We start from the raw sequence: 21029 nt of genomic DNA on the forward strand, positions 1-21029 counted from the left end.
GACAATTTACTTATTAAACAATATTTAATTATATACTACTATCATTACCAAAATCAATACATTAAAACAATAAAAAATGGTAAGTGAAAGTTAAAGTATATCACTTACCATTATTAATTATATTATTTCAATAATTCAAAAGCAGTTTTACACTGAATAGCTACTCCAATAGACAGACAATCTTCATCAATATCAAAAAGGCTCCCATGTGCTGGATTAACTATGCCTTTTTCTTTATTTCCACAGCCTAAGTAATAAAATACTGAAGGCCTCTCCATGGAAAAGTAAGCAAAACTTTCAACTCCCATACTTGGACTTTCAAGCATCTTTACATTTTCCTCACCTATTACCTGTTCAGCAGAACTTACAAGTATTTTTGCAGTTTCATCGTTGTTGTAAAGACATGGATAGCTTTCTTCTATGTCTATCTCACATTCGCCTCTCATAGAGTGAACTAAGCCCTCTACTACTTCCACAAGTCTTTTCTTTACAAAGGCTCTGTGCTCTGTTCTCATAGTTCTAATAATTCCAGATATAGTTACTTCTTCAGGTATTATATTTTGAGCTGTTCCTCCATGGATAGATCCTATTGTCAGAACAGCTGGATCTGTTGGTGGTAGCTCTCTACTTATTATGTTCTGTAATGCCAATACTACAGAACTGCTTATTACTACTGGATCAATTCCTGTATGAGGACGTGCACCATGTGCTCCCTTTCCTTTGATTTTTATTGTAAAAGGATTAGAGGCTGCATTAACAACTCCCATCTTTACTCCTATCTTTCCTACCTCTAGGTTTTCTTCCACATGAAGACCTATTACCTTATCTACATAAGGATTTTCAAGAACTCCTTCTTTTATCATTACCTGAGCTCCACCTGTAGTTTCCTCTGCAGGTTCAAAGAATAATTTTATGTTACCATTCAAGCTATTTTTCACACTATTTAAAATTTTAGCTACACCTAAAAGTATTGTAGTATGCGCATCATGTCCACATGCATGCATTTTACCTTTTACAGTAGAACAATAATCACAGTCTTTTTTATCTTCTAATGGAAGTGCATCTATATCTCCTCTAATTCCTATAGTCCTATCTCCATTTCCTCTTATTATTCCACAAACTCCAGTACATGCAGTTTCTATATATTCTATGCCTTCTTTTTTTAAAAATTCTTTTATTTTATCAGAGGTTCTATGCTCTTCATATCCCAATTCTGGATGCATATGAAAATCTCTTCTCAAGCTAATAAGTTCATCGCTAATATCTTTTGCCATTTTAAGAAAATCTAATTCCATTGTCTATTCTCCAATCTTTGTTTTATTTGAGTTATTCCCAGCCTAATTCAATTACGTCTCCATCTGAAAGCTTATCATAATACCCTGCATTCTTACCATTTAAACGAAGGTATAAGCTGCCTTTAGGAATTGTTAAATCAAATTCTATATGGTTAAATATATCTACAAATACATACTCTTCTTTCCCCTTTAGAATTATTGATTTGTCATTAACTGTTACTTTAATATTATTACTATTTTCCATTTGATCTTTTAAATCTTTAATAGGTTCTTGTGGGTCATTTATACTCTGCTTTTCTTCAATAACACTATCAGGATTAGACTCTTCATCACTAAGATTTTTGTCTTCTTCTATTTCTAAAACATCTTCATTAAGACTTATTCCCAAAGCATATTCATTAACATTTTCATTTTGTACTTCTTCATTCTTTATTCTATATATTCTGTTTCCTTCCTGTATAACATAATCCTCTTGAAGTTCTTCTCCATTTAAGTAGTATTTATAATCCACTAAATCAATAGGCACGCAATACTTTTCAAACTCTCCCAAGGTTTCAGGAAATACTATTTGAACCTCATCACCTTCCTTGATATTTGCATCAATACTTACTTTTTCTCCATTGATTATACCAATAGGCTCAAGATTCTCTATTATATCATTGATAAAAAAACTTACAGAATAAAGCTTTTGAATATAATCTCTAACCTTTGGTGACGCATCACTGCCATGTACAGCAAAGTTTATTTCTATGTTGTCACCTTCTTTAATCTCTTCATCTATACTTTTAACAACTCCATTTACCCTTATTTCTGCATTAGATGCTAATGATCCAAAGGCTACTCGTTTTATACCATTCAAAATAAATCTTATATTTTTACCGTTTTTACCCATTAAAACTTTAGGATTAATTCCTGCCTGCAGCATGACATCCATTACAATGTGTTTATGAGAATTAAACAAGCTTATAACTTTTCCATTTAAGGTTACATCAATGAAATCGTGACCTAGTCTCTTTATGGATACTAATCCAATACCAAGAACTGTTACCCCAGTGCTTCCAAGAGAATTATCTTCACATACACAGTCAGTTACAGCATCTCTTCCTTTTATAGCTATTCTTTGTAATGGTATATTAAGCTTCTCTGCAAGAAATTCCTTTAACATTGGTGTGTGTGCTCCTCCACCTACACAAAAAACTGCATTAGGAGCCTTATCACCATTTAAACTTATAATTGTACTTCCAATTTCATCTGCTATTTTTCTTACAACAGGTGTTATTAATTTAATTACTTCCTCAGATGAGATCTCATTCTCCAAACCTAAAACATCAATATATACTATCTTTTCTTTTTCATTACATTGTCTTTTAATTTTTTCAGCAGTATTAAAATCCACTAGATAGTTTTGTGCTATAGTTTCTGTTACCTCATCACCAGCTAGCGGCACCATACCATATGCACTTATAGTGTCCTTACTGCTTATAGCTATATCCGAAGTCCCTGCTCCTATATCTACTAACGCTAGGTTTAACAGCCTTAGATTTTGGGGTATTGCTGCCTCCATAGCTGCTATAGGTTCTAGGGTAAGACTTGCAACCTTTAGTCCTACCTTATTCATAACGGCATAAAGGCTATCCACAACAGATCTAGGCAGAAAAGTAGTTATAATTTCTGTAGCTATATTTTCACCTTTATGTGAAAGTAGGTTATTTATTATGTATCCATTTAAGAAATAATTTTTAACACTATATCCAACACAATAGAGTTTCCCCTCAGTATGTTCATTAATCTTTTCTTCAGCTGCTTTAACTGCAGTAAGTTCAAGACTACGGACCATATCTTTATCAATTTCTCTATCTTCATCAATATTCAATTCAGCCTTAGAAACTGCTGTTCTCAAAAATCTTCCTGCGGCCGCAATTGATACACTTTCTAACTTCATATCTAGTTTTTCTTCTATTTCTTTTTTTACAGTATTCACAGCATTAGCAACCAACCCAATATCATGAATTTGGCCATCTATCATAGACCTTTCCTCATGCTCAACTAAATATTCAGCAACTACATAAAACTTCTTATCCCTCACAATGCCTGCTGTACCTATTACTGATCGTGTGCCTATATCTAATGCAAATATTACATCTTGTATATTAATTTTAGGACTATCCATCATAATATTTACCTCTATTTTCATAATTTAAAAGCTCATATTCTGAGAATATGAGCTTACTAAAATTATATAACAATATGAATAAACATTCAACAAACTACTCTGTTAACTTTAAAATACCTTCATTTTCATTTATATAAGGTAAAGTTTTTATAATTTCATATACATACTTTAAGCCTGACTTTTCATTGTTTAATATCTGATCCTTTTCAACTTTGTTAAAACAAAGCATATTACACCAAAAGTCAACGAAATCATCCTTTGTAACAAAATGAGTCTTATTTTCATCCATTACTACAAATCCACTTTTATATTTCTCTATTATTTGAATATCCTTAAATTCGTCATTTGATAGAATTATTGACACATCATCCCACATTTTCTTAAAAGCAACCATCTAATATTACCTCCTTAGCTTTAATTCAACTTCGCAAATTATATATATAGTATAACATATACTACATATAAATCAAAGTTTTTGTTGAATATTTATCATAATAATATATCACATTTTATCAGTCTTTCATTAATAATTCACCATTTTTCAACACAAAAGCATCAAACATTCTTTCTATACCATTATTAAATATACATAGTAATATAATTTTTGTCCTTAGCTGATATCCTCCCCCTGCCATAAGCCCTATGGTTTACTATATCCCCTATCTCATACGGGTTTATAAACCTACTTTCATCATATGTTTTTTCCTCATAATCTATGCTATATTCTTTTACAAATCTTAAAATTTCCTTTTCCCTTTAGCATTTTAGGTCAATATATATTCAATATCTATAGTCTTGTCACAGCCACATAAAATAATCTTCTTTTTTCTAAGTTTTACTTCATACTCTTAATATGAGGACTTACCCCTTCATTATAATTTATTATGAACATATTCTTAAATTCCATACTCTTTATGCCATTCTAAGATCTCTATACTTTAAGTAAATCGCCTAAAAAGTTAATATTAGCTCCTTAAAAATGTGATAATTATATTATTCTATACAAAACCTTAAAACTCTTTATAAGTAAAAAAAGCCCTATCGAGCTAGAAACTTATGATACTAATTACCAAATCATATTTTTTTACTTAGGGCTCATATTTTAAGGTAGTTGATTTACCAACTACCTTAAGTTCAATTTTTATATATTTATCCGATGACTACCCCTTCATTAAAATTAACATTTTCATTATGTATATCTTTAACCACATTAGATAAATATGTATTGTCATCACTTAAAATTTGAATTTATGTACTTCTAATTTACATCGCCTTATCATCGCATGTTATATCGTTTTTATGTTTGCCTAATATATTAAATCCTTGCTTATTATAACCTTGTCTATCATAACCATACCTATTGTATCCATCTATATTATAACCATCTCTATCATATCCCATTATATTATATCCTTGTTTATTATAACCGTCATCATCAAAGAAAGTACCATTACCCTGTAGTTCATCACTATCAAATCCAAATATTGCCCAAAAAAGCTTTTTTAATATTCCCACCTTTCCCTCACTCCTAATAATCATTTTTTAAATAAAATTTGATTTTATTCTAATTTTTAAGTATCAATACACTACTCCCTAGTGCATAAGCATCAAACTTTCTTTCTATACCATTATTAGTATGATACTAATATAATTTTTCTCTTTAGAGAAATAACTCCATTCACCTAATGGAAATATTATAACTGAATTTCCAGTAAAAATATACTGTTATCTATGCTATACTACATTGACTCACCCATAGTTTTTAAAACCTTATTTTGTTACTGTTTATTATACTGACACCTGTTTACAAGAAACTTAATTATTGACCAAAATTATACATGGATATACCCCAAAAACAAACAGTAAAAAAGATATTATTTAAACTTTTTATACCTTCTTTTTGTATCACTAATTATTCACACTCTCATTAATAATCCGCTGTTTTTCAACACAAAAGCATCAAATTTTCTTTCTATACCATTATTAAAGGTAATACTAATATAATTTTTATCCTTATATGATATCTTCCCCCTGCCATAAGTCCTATGAGTTACTATATCCCCTATCTCATAGGGATTTATAAACCCACTTTCATCATATATTTTTTCTTTATAATCTATGCCACATTCTTTTATAAATCTTGAAATTTCTTTTCCTTTTCCCTTTAACATTTTAGTTGAATATATATATAGATTATCTATAGCTCTTGTAATACCAACATAAAATAATCTTCTTTCTTCTTCTAAGTTTTCTGCTACGCTATTAATATGAGGGATTACCCCTTCATTAGCATTAATTATAAATACATTTTTAAACTCCATACCTTTTACGCCATGTATTGTACTTAAAATTACACCTTTTTCATCACTGGATTTCTTTTTAAGTTCTTCCTTGATTACGTCCACATGCACTAAGAATGAAGTTATACTATTAAAATCTTCTGCAGCCTCCTTAAATTCTTCTAGAACATCCTTTAATTCTGTATTATCAATTTTAATTCTTTGACTATACTCATTTATGTAATCATTATAACCCAGGTCATTTATAATAAGCTTTATTGCGTCTCTTAAATGCATTTTATTAAGTCTACAGATGTCTTTTTCCAGCTTATCAATACTTTTAAGTTGAAAAATTGGTATATCTTCTATATCTTTTAACATATCAAAGCAATTATCTCTAATAGTATTTCTTCTTACTTTTTCTATATTCATCTTACTGATATATCTAAAAGGTTTGTTAATTATTCTGACAAAACTCTCTTTATCAGTGATGTCGATGCTTAGTTTTAAATAAGATAACATATCCCTACACACAAAATGGTCAAAAAAGTCATATTGTTTATCTAAAAGTTTGAAAGGAATATCTTCCTTCAAAAAACAATCTATAACACTTCTACTCTCCATATTCGTCCTATATAAAACTGCGACCTCCTTATATTCATAGTAACCTTCCTTAACTAAACTTCTAATACTTTCTGCTATTTTTACAGATTGTTCTTTTTCATTTTCAACACTTTTAAAATTAATAGTTCCTTCTTCATTTTTATTTGCTTTTATCTCTTTAATATTTCTATTTCTATTATTCTCTATTAGCTTTTTAGATAAAGAAACTATATTTTCTGTACTTCTATAATTCATACATAAAAATATTTTTTTCCCATTCTCAAAATATTCATTGAAGTCCACCATACAGTCTGGTCTTGAGCCTCTAAATCCGTATATACACTGATCTTCATCTCCCACTGCAAAAACAGAATTATTATATCCAAGCATCTGCAATAGTTCTATTTGTAGTCTATCGCAGTCTTGAAACTCATCTACTAGTATATATTTAAAAAGTCTTCTATATCCAGATAAAACCTCTGGTCTTTCAATAAATAATTTTTTGGCCTTTAATTGAAGATCATCAAAATCCATTAAACAATTTTCCTCTTTATATGACTCATAAGCATTGAAACACTCCTTAAAAATGCCCTTATCTATTTTTGAATTATAACTTTCTATATTCTGACTACTATTTTTAAAAAGTGATATATCATTTATAACTTCTTTCACTTTTTCATCGTTAATAGAATCTAAATATGATACTAGCATACCCTTTATTAACTTATAAGTGATTGAACTATTTATTATAGTTATGTTCTGCGAGTACCTAGATAATATTTTATAAAATAGAGCATGAAAGGTTCCAAAAAATGGAGGCCTTTTGCTAGTTAGCTTCACATATCTGTCTTTCATATTTACTGCTGCTGCTTTTGTAAAAGTTATTACTATCATATTATCTGGGTTTATTCCTTTATCATTTATCAAATATGCAACCCTATTTATAGTAACAGTAGTTTTACCCGATCCTGGTGGAGCTATAATTAAAACATTTCTATCTTCTGTGTATACAGCCTTTCTTTGATATATATCTAAATTTTTGTTCACTATCATTATTTTCTCCCTTTACATGATTCATCTTATTTTTGTATAATATGTATTGTATATTTAAAAAAGCTTATGCTTAGACTTTTGTAGCTTTTTTAACAACTATTGTAATAGTTTTTGTAAAGTATTACAATGTGTATATGTATAATTGTTAACTTTATTAACTTTACTAAAACAATTAGGGGAGATTTATTATGGAATATACTAAAAACTTCGACATAAGAAATGGAAGAAATCTTACTATGCTAGTAGATTTTTATGAGCTTACTATGGGTAATGGCTATTTGCAGAGTAGCATAGGAAACAAAACAGCCTATTTTGATATGTTTTTTAGAAGAGTTCCTGATGGTGGGGGCTATTGTATTATGGCAGGTGTACAACAAATAATTGAATATTTGTCAACCCTTAAATTTTCACAGGAAGATATAGAATATTTAAGAAGTAAGCATACTTTTTCAGATGAATTTTTAGATTACTTAAAAAATTTCGAATTTTGTTGTGATGTTTGGGCAGTGCCGGAAGGAAACCCAGTTTTTCCAAATGAGCCCTTAGTTACAGTTAAGGGACCTGCTATACAAGCTCAGTTTATTGAAACCATGATTCTTCTTACAATAAATCATCAAACTTTGATAGCTACAAAGGCAAATAGAATCTGTAGAGCTGCTGAAGGTAGACCCGTAATGGAATTTGGTTCTAGAAGAGCTCAAGGTTATGATGGTGCAATTTATGGTGCAAGAGCTGCTGTTATCGGTGGTTGTAATTCTACAGCTTGTACTATAGCAGAGCAGATGTTTGGCATCCCTGCAGTTGGAACTATGGCACACAGCTGGATACAATTGTTTCCTACAGAGTATGAGGCATTTGAAGCTTGGTCAGAAGTATATCCTGACAACTGTGTACTCCTTGTAGATACATATAATGTGTTAAAATCTGGTTTACCTAATGCTATAAAGATTTTTAATGAAGTATTACTTCCAAAAGGATATAGACCAAAAGGAATAAGAATAGATAGCGGCGATATAACTTACCTTACAAAAAAATGTAGAGAAATTCTTGACGAAGCAGGTTTTGATTATGTTGATATAATTATCTCAAATTCTCTTGATGAATTTATTATAAGAGATGTTCTAAGCCAAGGAGCTCAAGTGGATGCTCTTGGTGTAGGTGAAAGATTAATAACAGCTAAATCTGAACCGGTTTTCGGAGGTGTTTATAAGTTAGCTGCTGTAGAAGATGATTTTGGAAACATAATTCCTAAAATAAAGATAAGTGAAAACGAAGAAAAAATAACTAACCCTGGCTTTAAAAAGATTTATAGAATATTTGACAAAGTAGAAAATAAAGCTATAGCAGATTTAATAACTCTACACGATGAAGTTATTAATGAAAATGAACCAATAGAAATCTTTGATCCTATTTATACTTGGAAGAAAAAAAGAATAAAAGATTACTATATAAAAGAACTTATGGTCAAGATTTTTGATAATGGAAAGTTAGTTTATGAAAGCCCTGATGTTATGGACATAAAAAGAATAGTGGAAGAAGAAACTGAAAAAATGTGGCCTGAGGTTTTAAGATTTGAAAATCCACATAACTATTATATTGACTTATCTAAAGATTTATGGGATTTAAAACAAGAGTTACTTAATAAATATTCAAATAACTATGAAGAATAGATTTTTTCGTTAAAAGTTACTATAATCATCATAGTAACTTTTAACGATTACAAAAGCGGCTAAGAGCCGCTTTTGTAATTTTTTTTGCAATTGTAACTATAAATGCCCCTTTTACCCTACTTTTATTAAAATAATATAAATATTTTATAAATATTTGTTTGAAACTTCTAAATAAGATTTTCTTATAAAATCCAATTCACCATGAAATAGCTCTATTTCAGTCCGTCTATCTTGTACTCTCTTTGTCCTAAAATCATCAATTTTTTTAAAAGGACAAATGCCTCCAGTTCCCTTGTAGTTATATAAAGCACAATCCTTAAAACACTCCACATCACTTTCATACGTAGATAAAAATGGACATTCTTCCATATCCATACACCCTCTCCCCAAAAGTTATTATAAGTTAACCTTATTATACAATAATTATTTGTAAAAATGAATATAATTTACCATTTTTTTAAAATTTTACTTAATTATTATTTGCCTTTAATTAATTTGAAGAATGTAAGCATTAGTGATATAATTTTGATAGTAAATTTACTATAGCTATACATTATACTTAGTTTTATTAATGTTACTCCATATTTTTATTATTAAAAGAGGGTGTAGTATGGGAAAAGGTTGTAAAGTAATGAGGATACGAAACAAAGAATATACTTGCACAGTAGAGTTAACTTTAGATATAATTGGTGGCAAGTGGAAGCCGCTAATATTATGGCATCTAGGTGTTGACGGAACAAAGCGGTTTAGCGAAGTAAAAAGATCCTTACCTGGTATAACACAAAAAATGTTAACTCAGCAACTTAGAGAATTGGAAGCTGATGGAATGATTAGTAGAAAAATATATCCACAAGTTCCACCAAGGGTTGAATATACTATTACCAATGAGGGAGAAAGCCTTATGCCAATATTAAGCAGCATGTGTAAATGGGGCAAAGAATATTATGAAAAGGCTAAAAGCTCTATAGATTTAGAGACTAGTGAATCCATAGCAAAATAATTTAATATTATATTTATACATTAAAAACCTTGTATATGGATAAGTAGTATTTACTTAATATGTTTATACTACTTATTTTTTATTTTTTGGTTAAACTATCATTAATATAGTATTAAATTTAAAACTAGTCTTATAAGAAAAGGAGTTGTTTAAATGTATCTAACTAGTATATCTCTTTCGTATTTCTTTTTAGGAATAGCTATCGTTAGTATTGCAGCTTATTTATACTTTAAGTTATTAGTAGTAAAAACCGATCCTCAAAATGAAGATAGAGAAAAAATTATAGGCGATATGAATGATCCAACAAGCTGGAGAGAACGGAATAAACGAATGTCTGTTGTTTGCCTATTCTGGTTCATAGTTTCTACAATTGTCTTTGTAGTTTTAAAATTTTTTTATCCTATAGCTTTAGTTCCACTTATGCTCTTAGTTATTTATGCAATTCTTATGGTTTTATCCATAGTATTTTTTTCAAGAGGAAAAAGGAAAGCTTCCATATGAAGCCTTCCTTTTTAATTAGCCTTTCTTAACACTTCAATGAAATTTTTTATAATAAGAGCAGTAAATCCCCAAATAACATAGTCTTTATATCTATAAAAATACTCTGGTACTTTACCAATTCTAAACTTATAATCTTTACCATTCCTTATTAAATGATAAGGAAATCCTTCTCCTGGATCAGGCATTAATGATATTTCATAAAACTCCGGTGTATTCTCTATAAAAAATTCTATTGGAACTTTGAAGATATGATCTACTTCATCTCTATTGGGAAATATTTCTCTTTTATTTAACTTTCCTATGAAAGGATATATTATAAAGTTATATGGAGTAACTACATAATCCATGCTACCTATAAATTCTATGTCATCTATTTTTAAATTTAACTCTTCCGTAGTTTCTCTTATGGATGCAACTTCTGGACTTTCCCCTTTTTCAACCTTACCTCCTGGCAAACATATATCTCCTGGCTGTTGTCTTAAACAAAAAGCTCTAACCTCAAATACTATGCTGGTTTTTCCATCTTCTTCACAAAGAAGTATCATTACAGCATTTTTCCTTAATTGTCCTATAATTTCTGGATCTCTATTCCCAAATGTTTTTTTTATTTCATTTATCATAATTGGTTTCCTCCACTTCTGTAAGTCGTAACTTTATAAATTTGATTTTTATTTACAAAATTTATTCAATTGTAAAATTTTATCGTAAGTGTTATACTGAAAAATGTTATAATTTGATTATAATATTTTTTAAATCAATTATATACATGAAAGTGAAACTTGAATCAGATAGTGTTTCAACACCATCTGGTTCTTAGTTGAACGAATCCAGGGACGTAGCCGCTCTTTACTCACACTTTGAAGAAGATGTGAGTATTAGAGCGGGTAGTCATCGGATAAAATTAAAGTAAATGGAGAGATGAGCCTTGAAACAAAAAAAGTTATCTTTACTATTAACATTTATTTTTATTTTCTCTTTGACTTTTAATGTATTTGCTGCAGAAAATAACTTAAAATCAGAACCTCAAATTTATGGTAAAGCTGCTATTACAATAGATATGGAGTCAGGAGAAATAATATACGCAAAGGATATAGACAAGCAAATGTATCCAGCTAGTACTACCAAACTTATGACAGCATTACTTCTTGCTAAGAGCAAAAGTAAAACAGATATGCTTAAATATACTCAAGGAGCTAAAGTTCAGCCTGAATACTCATTAAATGTAAATTTACATCCAATAGGTGTTGGAGAAGAGATGTCTGCTGAAGATGCCATGGACGCACTTCTACTTTACTCTGGTAATGACGTTGCTTATATGATTGCTGATAATGTAGCTAAGGATGCAAAAGATTTTAGTGATAAGATGAATGAAGAAGTAAAAAAGTTAAACTTAACAAATACACATTTTATTACTCCAAACGGCCTTCACGACCCTAACCACTATACTACAGCTTATGACCTAAGTGTAATTAGTCGTGCTGCCTTTGAAAATCCTTGGATAAGAGAATCTATGGCCAAGCTAAAAAGTACTGTAAAGACTTCAAAAGGAACTACTTTTATTATTGATAATAGGAATAAACTTTTAGACAAAGATGGCTGCATTGGCGGAAAAACTGGATATACTATTCCTGCAGGAAGATGCCTAGTAGCTATATATGAAAGAGATAATAGAAAAATATTAGGAGTTGTAATGAACTCAGCTTATGATCAAAATGATACTATTGTATTTGATGATATGAAGAAGATTATTGATTGGAGTTATAGTGCAAAATCAGTTACATTACACAAAAAGGATTCTGTTTTAACTACTAAATCTATTAAATATAAACCTTTAGGATTTATTGGGCATGAAAAGAGCATAAATCTTCCTATTATTCTTAAAGAAGATGTTAACTATTATGATAATCAAGCTAACAAAAGTGAATTGAAGGAAGATATAAATTTAACGAATATGGATCTTTCTAGTTTAAAAGCCAACAATCCTATTGGTACTCTTACTATAAAGGAAAGAAATGTTTCTAAAGAATATAAGCTATATACAAACATTTCGAAAGGATCTATATTAAAAAATAATCTGCCTATATACGGAGTTTCTGCTGCTATAGTTTTAGCAACTTTAGCAGTTGTCGGTTTTATTATAAAAAAAATACTAGATATAAAAAGAAGAAAAAGAAGAGGAAAATATATTTAAAATTTACCCTGTATTAAATGTAATGTTTAATACAGGCTTTTTTATTCGAAATTTCCTCAAAGAAAGTATATTTTATAAAATTAATACAAAAAATAATAAATGTTTTACGGATAATAATATTTTGAAAATTACGAATTGATGTTATAATCATTATATATCACAAAAGGGGGGATTTTAGTGAAAATTGAATTTTACGGTGCGGCTGGATGTGTTACTGGTTCTTGTCACCTTTTAAAAATTGGAGAAAAAAATATTTTATTAGATTGTGGTATGTATCAAGGTAAAGATGAAAAAGAAAGAGGTAATGAAACCTTTAACTTTAACCCCAAAGATATAGATTTTATTATTTTATCTCATGCTCATATAGATCACAGTGGAAGAATTCCTCTTCTATATAAGCAAGGCTTTAAAGGAACTGTTGTATGTACAGAAGGCACATTAGATTTGTGCAGTGTTATGCTTGCTGATAGTGGTCATATCTTAGAATTTGAGTCTGAATGGAGAAATAGAAAGAAAACGAGACAGGGCCTTGAACCAGTAGAGCCTCTATATACTTCTAAGATAGCTCAATTGTCCATGTATCTTTTCCAAGGCTATCCTTATGACCAATGGATTGAGCTTTTTGATGGCCTTAAGATTAGGTTCAGAGACGCTGGTCACCTTCTTGGATCCGCTATAATTGAAATGCTTGTATCTGAGGATAATAAGCAAACTAAATTAGTTTATACAGGTGATCTTGGTAATAAGAATATACCTATTCTTAAAGACCCTGCTATTATTGATTACGCGGATTACATAATTATGGAAACCACTTACGGAAACCGATTTCACACTGAGTTATCTTCAGAATTAGAAAGTCTTGCAAAAATTATAAAAGATACTTTTAAAAGAGGTGGCAATGTAATAATACCTTCCTTTGCAGTTGGAAGAACTCAGGAAGTATTATATGCCTTAAATAAACATGTTGAGGGCGACATATTAAAAGGTGCTTCTGTTTTTGTGGATAGTCCGTTAGCTGCAGAATCTACTTCTATTTTTTCTAAATATCACAAATATTATGATGAAGAAGCTACAAAACTTTTAGATATTGGAGATGATCCTCTAAGTTTTAAGGGTTTGACTTTTACTAGATCTCCTGAAGAATCTGCAAAACTTAATAAAATTCAAAGTGGTGCCATTATAATTTCTGCCAGTGGTATGTGTGACGCTGGAAGAATAAAGCACCACTTAAAACATAACTTATGGAGAAAAGAATCTTCCATAATATTTGTAGGTTACCAAGCAGAGGGAACTTTAGGCAGAAAAATAGTAGAAGGCGCTAGAAAGGTTAAAATTTTTGGTGAAGAAATAGCAGTTAACGCAAAAATATTTAATTTACATGGTCTTTCAGGTCATGCAGACCAGAACGGCCTTATAGAATGGCTTGAAAGTCTTAAGGCTAAACCTGATAAAGTGTTACTAGTACATGGTGATACTTCCGCTCAAGAAGAATTTAGTGAACTGTTACATTTAAAAGGATACTCAACACTCATAACTAAACCTGGAGATACTTTTGTGCCTGGTGCCCTATCTCCAAAATTCAGCTTAGTTAGAAATAAGATTACTGCACTCATCAACTCAGTAGAAGATCTAGATGTTATGGACAAAAACCTCTTATTAGAGCAAATAAGAGATGCTATAAAAAATATCTAGATAAATACAGTTGGAACACTATATTTATTTAACATTTTATCCGGTGACTGGCCGCTCTAATACTCCGATATTCATAGGAAACTCTATCTAAATAAGTTTTCATAAAAATGTGGTTTTCCTATTTAGGAAAACCACATTTTTTTATACAGTAACCGCTATTTTCATATCATATTCACTTTGTTTATGCATTAATTGTGCTACATAATTTACTAAGTCAACTATTCTACATGAATATCCCCATTCGTTATCATACCAAGCAACAACTTTAACCATAGTATCACTCATAACCATCGTTGAAAGACCATCTACAATTGAAGATCTGTCATCTCCCTTATAATCTGCTGAAACAAGAGGTTCATCAGAATATCCAAGAATACCATCCATGTAACCTTCTGCAGCTGTCTTAAATGCATTATTAATCTCTTCTACTGTTACTGGTCTTGATAGCTCACAAACTAAGTCAGTCAATGAAACTGTTGGAGTCGGTATTCTTACTGAAAAACCATTTAATTTTCCTTTGAGATTTGGAAGAACTTTTTCAACAGCTTTAGCTGCTCCAGTAGTAGTTGGAATAATTGATTCCCCAGCAGCTCTTGCTCTTCTCAAATCTTTATGAGTTTTATCTAATATTTTTTGATCATTTGTGTAGGAATGTACAGTTGTCATTAAGCCCTTTACTATTCCAAAGTTATCATCTAAAACCTTAGCAAAAGGAGCTAGACAATTAGTAGTACATGATGCATTTGAAATTATACTATGTTTTTCAATATCTAAAGACTTCTCATTTACTCCCATTACTACAGTAATATCCTCATTTTTGCCAGGTGCAGTCAGTATAACCTTTTTAGCACCAGCTTTTATGTGCTTACTAAGTTTTTCTTTATCTGTAAATATTCCTGTAGACTCTATAACTATATCAATACCAAGTTCTTTCCATGGTAGGCTCTCTGGATCATTTTCATTGCATATTTTGATTTCTGATCCATTAATTATAATTGAATTCTCATTTGTTTTTACAGTGCCTCTAAACCTTCCATAAAGAGAATCATATTTAAAAAGATGAGCTAAAGTTTTACTATCTGCTCTAGCATTGATAGCTACGATCTCAATATTATCATCTAATCTTTCTTGAGCTATTCTAATAACTGCTCTTCCAATTCTTCCGAAACCATTAATAGCAACTTTAATAGACATTTTACTTACCCCCCAGAAAATATATGATATATTATTTAAAAACATTACTATATCACAATTGTTTATTTGATATTATTTTATGCACTCTTTTAGTGATATGTGCTATATTATTTATAACAGTAATACGCACTTATGTCAATTTCATTTTTTATATTATTATTCTATAATATCTTTAATTTGCTCAATATAACTCACATTTTCTATATTCTGTATACTTATATTTTAAATTTTATATGCGTTACTTGTTTAACAAGTATAGTATCTCTGCTACAATATTATAAAAGTTCACAAAAGTACAACAATACAGTTTAATTTGTTTATATTTCATAAGGTAGCCTCAAACTAAAATTTATCAAGTCAAATAAAAAACCTGCCATAGCTTTAATATGACAGGTTTTTTATTTGACTTTATATTATTTTTAACAATATTTATTCCTTTTTAAGCTCTTCTAATTGATTATTAATTTTAATAGATAAATTAGAAATTTCTTCTGAAGATATTACAAGTTCTTCTGAGGAAGAAAATATCTCTTCAGAAGCAGCTGAAACTTCGTGAGCTGCTTCTGATACATTTTGAACCTTTTCTAAAACTATCATATTTTCCTCTACAGTTTTTTTCAATAGCCCTTCAGTTTCTTCTATTAATCCAGGAACACTATTAACAGACCCTATAATATCTTCAAAAGACATTATAGTATCATTCGCTACTACAGCTTGTTCCTCAAGAAGTGAACTAACCTCACTAGACTTCTCCGTAACTTCCTTAGTTTCTAATGTAATAGATTTCACTAAATTTATAATCTTTTCTGAAGACCCCTTTGATTCCTCTGCAAGCTTTCTTACTTCATTGGCAACAACTGTAAAGCCTCTACCATTTTCCCCTGCTCTTGCAGCTTCTATAGATGCATTTAGGGCTAATAGATTTGTTTGTTCTGAGATATTATTAATTATATCCGTAATCTTTCCTATCTCAGATACAGTGACAGATAGTTCATTGATTTTTTTCATAACAGTATCGAAAGACTGCTTTATTTTAACTATAAAGTTTATTAACTCATAAATATTATTTTCGCCTTCCTGAGCTTTGTCTCCAGCTTCTTTAGCATTTCCACGAACAACATACAACTTTTCTTCAATTGAGTTAACTTCACTAACCAAATTAGTTAATAAATTAACAATACTTGCTATTTCAGTTGCCTGTAAATTGGCTCCCGAAGCAATCTCATTAATAGCATGGGAAACTTCATCAGCTGATGCAACCATGTTATGAGATATTGAAGAAAGCGTATTTACCGAATCACTTAATTCTGTAGAAGCAATATTTACTTCTTCTAAGGATTTTTCATTTTGACTCATCGAGTTATCTTCTATGTTAGACAACTTTACTGCAGTTTGAAATAACTTTCTATGCATTAATAGAGCTATACTAGTTAAAAAAATTGCTATAATACATATTGTCATAGAAGCTATTCCTATTAACTGGCTCTTTGAAATACTTTCACCATCACATAGTAGATAAATTCCACTAACCAATATTACTAAAGGTATTACTGCAAAGCTTGCTAATATCAGTACGAACTTATTTTTATTTTCCATTTCTACCTCCATTGATAAATTTTAAACTATCTTTATTAAAATTATACTAAATTTTAATAAAATTTTAAAGTATTAAAAATATAATTGAATATTTTACATACTAGAGACTTTTAGTAATCTTAATTTTTACATTTTTTTATATAGACAAAATCTCTACTGATTTCTACACTAAATTAACAATTTGTATTATAATATATGTAGTTAATTATAGCAGTAAAAGGTAGATCTAACTTGACACTAAATGCTCATTGGTATATTATTTAATATGAGTAATATTGTACTGATAAACCTTTCGTCCAGGTGATGAGAGGTTTTTATTTTAAAGTAATAGGAGTGAAAAAAATGGCTAAAATTAGAACAAGGTTTGCCCCAAGTCCAACTGGATATATGCATGTTGGTAACCTAAGAACAGCATTATATGCCTATTTAATAGCAAAACATGAAAATGGTGACTTTATATTAAGAATAGAGGATACTGACCAAGAGCGATTTGTAGAAGGCGCCTTGGATATTATTTATAATACATTGAAGGTTACAGGTTTAAAACACAATGAAGGTCCTGATATAGGCGGACCTGTAGGTCCATATGTTCAAAGTGAAAGAACAAGCATATATTTAGAATATGCCAAAGGCTTAATTGAAAAAGGCGAAGCATATTATTGCTTCTGCACAAAAGAAAGAATGGAAGAAATAAGATCAAATGCTGAAGATTTAAAACAAACACCAAAATATGATAAGCATTGTCTTTATCTTTCTAAGGAAGAGGTAGAAAGTAATTTAGCAGCAGGTATTCCTTATGTTATAAGACAAAATAACCCTACTACAGGAACAACAACTTTTAATGACGAAATTTATGGTTCAATATCTGTTGATAATTCAGAACTAGATGATATGATATTAATAAAATCAGACGGATTCCCTACATATAACTTTGCAAATGTTGTTGATGATCACTTAATGGGAATAACTCATGTTGTACGTGGAAGTGAGTATTTATCCTCTTCACCAAAATATAATAGATTATATGAAGCTTTTGGATGGGAAGTTCCTGTATATGTCCATTGCCCTCCAATAATGAAAGATGCTCAGCATAAGTTAAGTAAAAGAAATGGTGATGCTTCTTTCGAAGACCTAGTAAACAAAGGTTATCTAAAGGATGCTGTTCTTAACTATATTGCGCTGCTAGGTTGGAGTTCTGGAATGGAAAAAGAGATTTTCAATTTAAACGAATTAATTGAAATCTTCAACTATAGAAATATAAATAAATCACCTGCAATATTCGATGATGTTAAGCTAAGATGGATGAACAGTGAGTATATAAAAATGCTTCCACTTGAAGAATTTAATGAACTTGCTACTCCATACTACAAACAGGTAATTACTAAAGATCTTGATTTTATGAAAATCAGTGAATTAATGCACTCAAGACTTGAAATACTAAGTCAAATTCCTGATATCATTGATTTATTCGAAACTTTACCTGACTATTCTACTGAAATATATGTACACAAAAAAATGAAAACTAATCTTCAAAATTCATTAGAAGTTCTTGAAAAAATATTACCTAAATTTGACGCTATAACTGACTGGAATTTGAGTGTTATACAAGACACTTGTATGGATCTAGTAAAAGAATTAGAGGTTAAAAACGGTATTGTCCTATGGCCTATAAGAACCGCTGTTTCTGGAAAACCAACTTCACCAGGTGGTGCTTTCGAAATAGCTGAGATATTAGGTAAGGATGAAACCTTAAAAAGAATAAAGATTGGTATTGAAAAACTTCAAGCTGATCAATAATAAAAAACATGGTTGATATTTTTATATCCACCATGTTTTTTATTATTGATTCAATACTCTATCATGCAATTTTCTGCCCAATATACCCAGTCTTTTTAAAGAAGGAATATTATATACGATAACTATGAGATAAAAAAATAGAAGTAGTATAATACTACTTCTACTTATGGTGGACCTTCAGGGACTCGAACCCCGGACCTACCGGTTATGAGCCGGTTGCTCTAACCAACTGAGCTAAAGATCCATATTTACCTGGCGACGACTTACTCTTCCACACAGTCTCCCATGCAGTACCATCAGCACTGTAAAGCTTAACCTTCGTGTTCGGAATGGGTACGGGTGTTACCTTTACGTCATAATCACCAGATTTATTTAGTTGAGAGTTAAGAATTAATAGTTAAGAGTTATGGTTGTTTTTTCTCCTAACGTCGAAAAAACGATAATTATACTAACTAATAACTTTATACACAATAAATTATTAACTCTTATGAGAATATTATTCTCTGAAAATTGCACAGTGATAAGTATAGCTTTTTTATGTAGAGCTTAATTAATTTAAATTTTAGATTTTCACGCTAGTGAAAATCATCATTAACTCTTAATTCTCAACTCTACACTCTTAACTATTTTTTGGTCAAGCCCTCGACCTATTAGTATTAGTCAGCTGAACATGTTACCATGCTTACACCTCTAACCTATCAACCTTGTGTTCTTCAAGGGGTCTTACTAGCTTATGCTATGGGAAATCTTATCTTGAGGTGGGCTTCACGCTTAGATGCTTTCAGCGTTTATCCCGTCCTGACATAGCTACCCAGCTGTGCTCCTGGCGGAACAACTGGTGCACCAGAGGTCAGTCCATCCCGGTCCTCTCGTACTAAGGACAGCTCCTCTCAAATTTCCTACGCCCGCGACGGATAGGGACCGAACTGTCTCACGACGTTCTGAACCCAGCTCGCGTGCCGCTTTAATGGGCGAACAGCCCAACCCTTGGGACCTACTTCAGCCCCAGGATGCGACGAGCCGACATCGAGGTGCCAAACCTCCCCGTCGATGTGGACTCTTGGGGGAGATCAGCCTGTTATCCCGAGGTAGCTTTTATCCGTTGAGCGATGGCCTCCCACGAGGAACCACCGGATCACTAAGCCCGACTTTCGTCCCTGCTCCACTTGTTTGTGTCGCAGTCAGGCTCCCTTCTGCCTTTGCACTCTTCGAACGATTTCCAACCGTTCTGAGGGAACCTTTGGGCGCCTCCGTTACTTTTTTGGAGGCGACCGCCCCAGTCAAACTGCCCACCTAACAATGTCCCGTGACCAGTTTCATGGCCGCCGGTTAGAATCCCAGTACTGTCAGGGTGGTATCCCAAGGTTGACTCCACAAAGGCTGACGCCCTTGCTTCCAAGTCTCCCACCTATCCTGTACAGACAATACCGAAATTCAATGCTAAGCTACAGTAAAGCTCTACGGGGTCTTTCCGTCCAATCGCGGGTAGCGAGCATCTTCACTCGCAATACAATTTCGCCGGATTTGTTGTCGAGACAGTGCCCAAATCATTACGCCATTCGTGCGGGTCGGAACTTACCCGACAAGGAATTTCGCTACCTTAGGACCGTTATAGTTACGGCCGCCGTTTACTGGGCTTAAGTTCATACCTTCGCTTGCGCTAAGTATTCCCCTTAACCTTCCAGCACCGGGCAGGCGTCAGCCCCTATACTTCAGCTTTCGCTTTAGCAGAGACCTGTGTTTTTGCTAAACAGTTGCTTGGGCCTATTCTCTGCGACCTACTTGCGTAGGCACCCCTTCTCCCGAAGTTACGGGGTCAATTTGCCGAGTTCCTTGACAACAATTCTTCCGCTGGTCTTAGGATTCTCTCCTCACCTACCTGTGTCGGTTTGCGGTACGGGCGCCAACATCCTCCATAGAGACTTTTCTTGGCAGCGTGGAATCAGATACTTCGCCCATAAGGGCTCCCCATCACACCTCAACAT

16 protein-coding genes, 1 tRNA gene and 2 rRNA genes are annotated in these 21029 nt (G+C 31.5%); 6 read left to right on the forward strand and 13 right to left on the reverse strand.

Annotation, left to right across the window (positions count from 1 at the left end; all coding sequences use genetic code 11):
- Positions 1-122 precede the first annotated feature (122 nt).
- The 6 genes from CLMAG_RS28215 to CLMAG_RS28235 form a co-directional block, all read right to left on the reverse strand.
- Positions 123-1295, reverse strand: coding sequence for a M20 metallopeptidase family protein (locus CLMAG_RS28215; RefSeq protein ID WP_066630615.1), 1173 nt, complete (start codon positions 1293-1295; stop codon positions 123-125).
- Positions 1296-1326: 31 nt separating this feature from the next.
- Positions 1327-3465 (reverse strand): cell division protein FtsA, encoded by a 2139-nt coding sequence (locus CLMAG_RS28220; protein ID WP_066630644.1) that lies wholly within the window; start codon positions 3463-3465, stop codon positions 1327-1329.
- Between the two features lie 97 nt (positions 3466-3562).
- Entirely contained in the window at positions 3563-3862 is a 300-nt protein-coding gene (locus CLMAG_RS28225; protein ID WP_066630618.1) for a hypothetical protein, read from the reverse strand.
- A 118-nt stretch (positions 3863-3980) separates the two neighbouring features.
- Positions 3981-4103: a hypothetical protein gene (locus CLMAG_RS34535; protein ID WP_278331872.1), complete on the reverse strand. Its 123-nt coding sequence runs from the start codon at positions 4101-4103 to the stop codon at positions 3981-3983.
- A gap of 628 nt (positions 4104-4731) precedes the next feature.
- The gene (locus CLMAG_RS28230; protein WP_242873160.1) at positions 4732-4983 is read right to left on the reverse strand and encodes a hypothetical protein; all 252 of its coding nucleotides are present in this window, start codon (positions 4981-4983) and stop codon (positions 4732-4734) included.
- 401 nt (positions 4984-5384) lie between these two features.
- Positions 5385-7403: an ATP-dependent helicase gene (locus CLMAG_RS28235; protein ID WP_066630620.1), complete on the reverse strand. Its 2019-nt coding sequence runs from the start codon at positions 7401-7403 to the stop codon at positions 5385-5387.
- A 188-nt stretch (positions 7404-7591) separates the two neighbouring features.
- On the opposite strand from CLMAG_RS28235, the gene CLMAG_RS28240 reads away from it, so the two are divergent.
- Complete coding sequence (locus tag CLMAG_RS28240) at positions 7592-9073, forward strand: nicotinate phosphoribosyltransferase (RefSeq protein ID WP_066630622.1); 1482 nt, start codon at positions 7592-7594, stop codon at positions 9071-9073.
- 144 nt (positions 9074-9217) lie between these two features.
- On the opposite strand, the gene CLMAG_RS28245 is transcribed toward CLMAG_RS28240, so the two are convergent.
- A complete protein-coding gene (locus CLMAG_RS28245) occupies positions 9218-9448 on the reverse strand; it encodes a hypothetical protein (protein ID WP_242873161.1) in 231 nt (76 codons plus the stop codon).
- A 235-nt stretch (positions 9449-9683) separates the two neighbouring features.
- Here CLMAG_RS28245 and CLMAG_RS28250 point away from each other — a divergent pair, with 235 nt between their 5' ends.
- Complete coding sequence (locus tag CLMAG_RS28250; protein ID WP_066630624.1) at positions 9684-10073, forward strand: winged helix-turn-helix transcriptional regulator; 390 nt, start codon at positions 9684-9686, stop codon at positions 10071-10073.
- A 153-nt stretch (positions 10074-10226) separates the two neighbouring features.
- Positions 10227-10574, forward strand: a complete 348-nt coding sequence (locus CLMAG_RS28255; RefSeq protein WP_066630626.1) for a hypothetical protein — start codon at positions 10227-10229, stop codon at positions 10572-10574.
- Between the two features lie 11 nt (positions 10575-10585).
- Here the strand turns inward: CLMAG_RS28255 and CLMAG_RS28260 are convergent, their stop codons facing one another.
- Positions 10586-11194, reverse strand: coding sequence for an NUDIX hydrolase (locus tag CLMAG_RS28260; RefSeq protein WP_066630628.1), 609 nt, complete (start codon positions 11192-11194; stop codon positions 10586-10588).
- 305 nt (positions 11195-11499) lie between these two features.
- On the opposite strand from CLMAG_RS28260, the gene CLMAG_RS28265 reads away from it, so the two are divergent.
- Entirely contained in the window at positions 11500-12765 is a 1266-nt protein-coding gene (locus CLMAG_RS28265) for a D-alanyl-D-alanine carboxypeptidase family protein (RefSeq protein ID WP_066630630.1), read from the forward strand.
- Between the two features lie 177 nt (positions 12766-12942).
- On the forward strand, positions 12943-14457 hold the full coding sequence (locus CLMAG_RS28270) for an MBL fold metallo-hydrolase RNA specificity domain-containing protein (RefSeq protein ID WP_066630632.1): 1515 nt from the start codon (positions 12943-12945) through the stop codon (positions 14455-14457).
- 141 nt (positions 14458-14598) lie between these two features.
- Here CLMAG_RS28270 and CLMAG_RS28275 read toward each other — a convergent pair whose 3' ends face one another.
- The gene (locus CLMAG_RS28275; RefSeq protein ID WP_066630634.1) at positions 14599-15651 is read right to left on the reverse strand and encodes a glyceraldehyde-3-phosphate dehydrogenase; all 1053 of its coding nucleotides are present in this window, start codon (positions 15649-15651) and stop codon (positions 14599-14601) included.
- Between the two features lie 429 nt (positions 15652-16080).
- Entirely contained in the window at positions 16081-17247 is a 1167-nt protein-coding gene (locus CLMAG_RS28280) for a methyl-accepting chemotaxis protein (RefSeq protein ID WP_161487050.1), read from the reverse strand.
- Between the two features lie 342 nt (positions 17248-17589).
- On the opposite strand from CLMAG_RS28280, the gene gltX reads away from it, so the two are divergent.
- Positions 17590-19044: a glutamate--tRNA ligase gene (gene gltX / locus CLMAG_RS28285; RefSeq protein ID WP_066630636.1), complete on the forward strand. Its 1455-nt coding sequence runs from the start codon at positions 17590-17592 to the stop codon at positions 19042-19044.
- Positions 19045-19211: 167 nt separating this feature from the next.
- Here the strand turns inward: gltX and CLMAG_RS28290 are convergent.
- From CLMAG_RS28290 to CLMAG_RS28300, 3 genes are all read right to left on the reverse strand, one after another.
- Positions 19212-19288, reverse strand: a tRNA-Ile gene (locus CLMAG_RS28290).
- Positions 19289-19294: 6 nt separating this feature from the next.
- Positions 19295-19411, reverse strand: a 5S ribosomal RNA gene (rrf, locus tag CLMAG_RS28295).
- 263 nt (positions 19412-19674) lie between these two features.
- Positions 19675-21029 (reverse strand): 23S ribosomal RNA (locus CLMAG_RS28300); the annotation flags it as partial.

The sequence above is a fragment of the Clostridium magnum DSM 2767 genome (genome assembly GCF_001623875.1).
GTDB classification, from domain to species: domain Bacteria; phylum Bacillota; class Clostridia; order Clostridiales; family Clostridiaceae; genus Clostridium_AM; species Clostridium_AM magnum.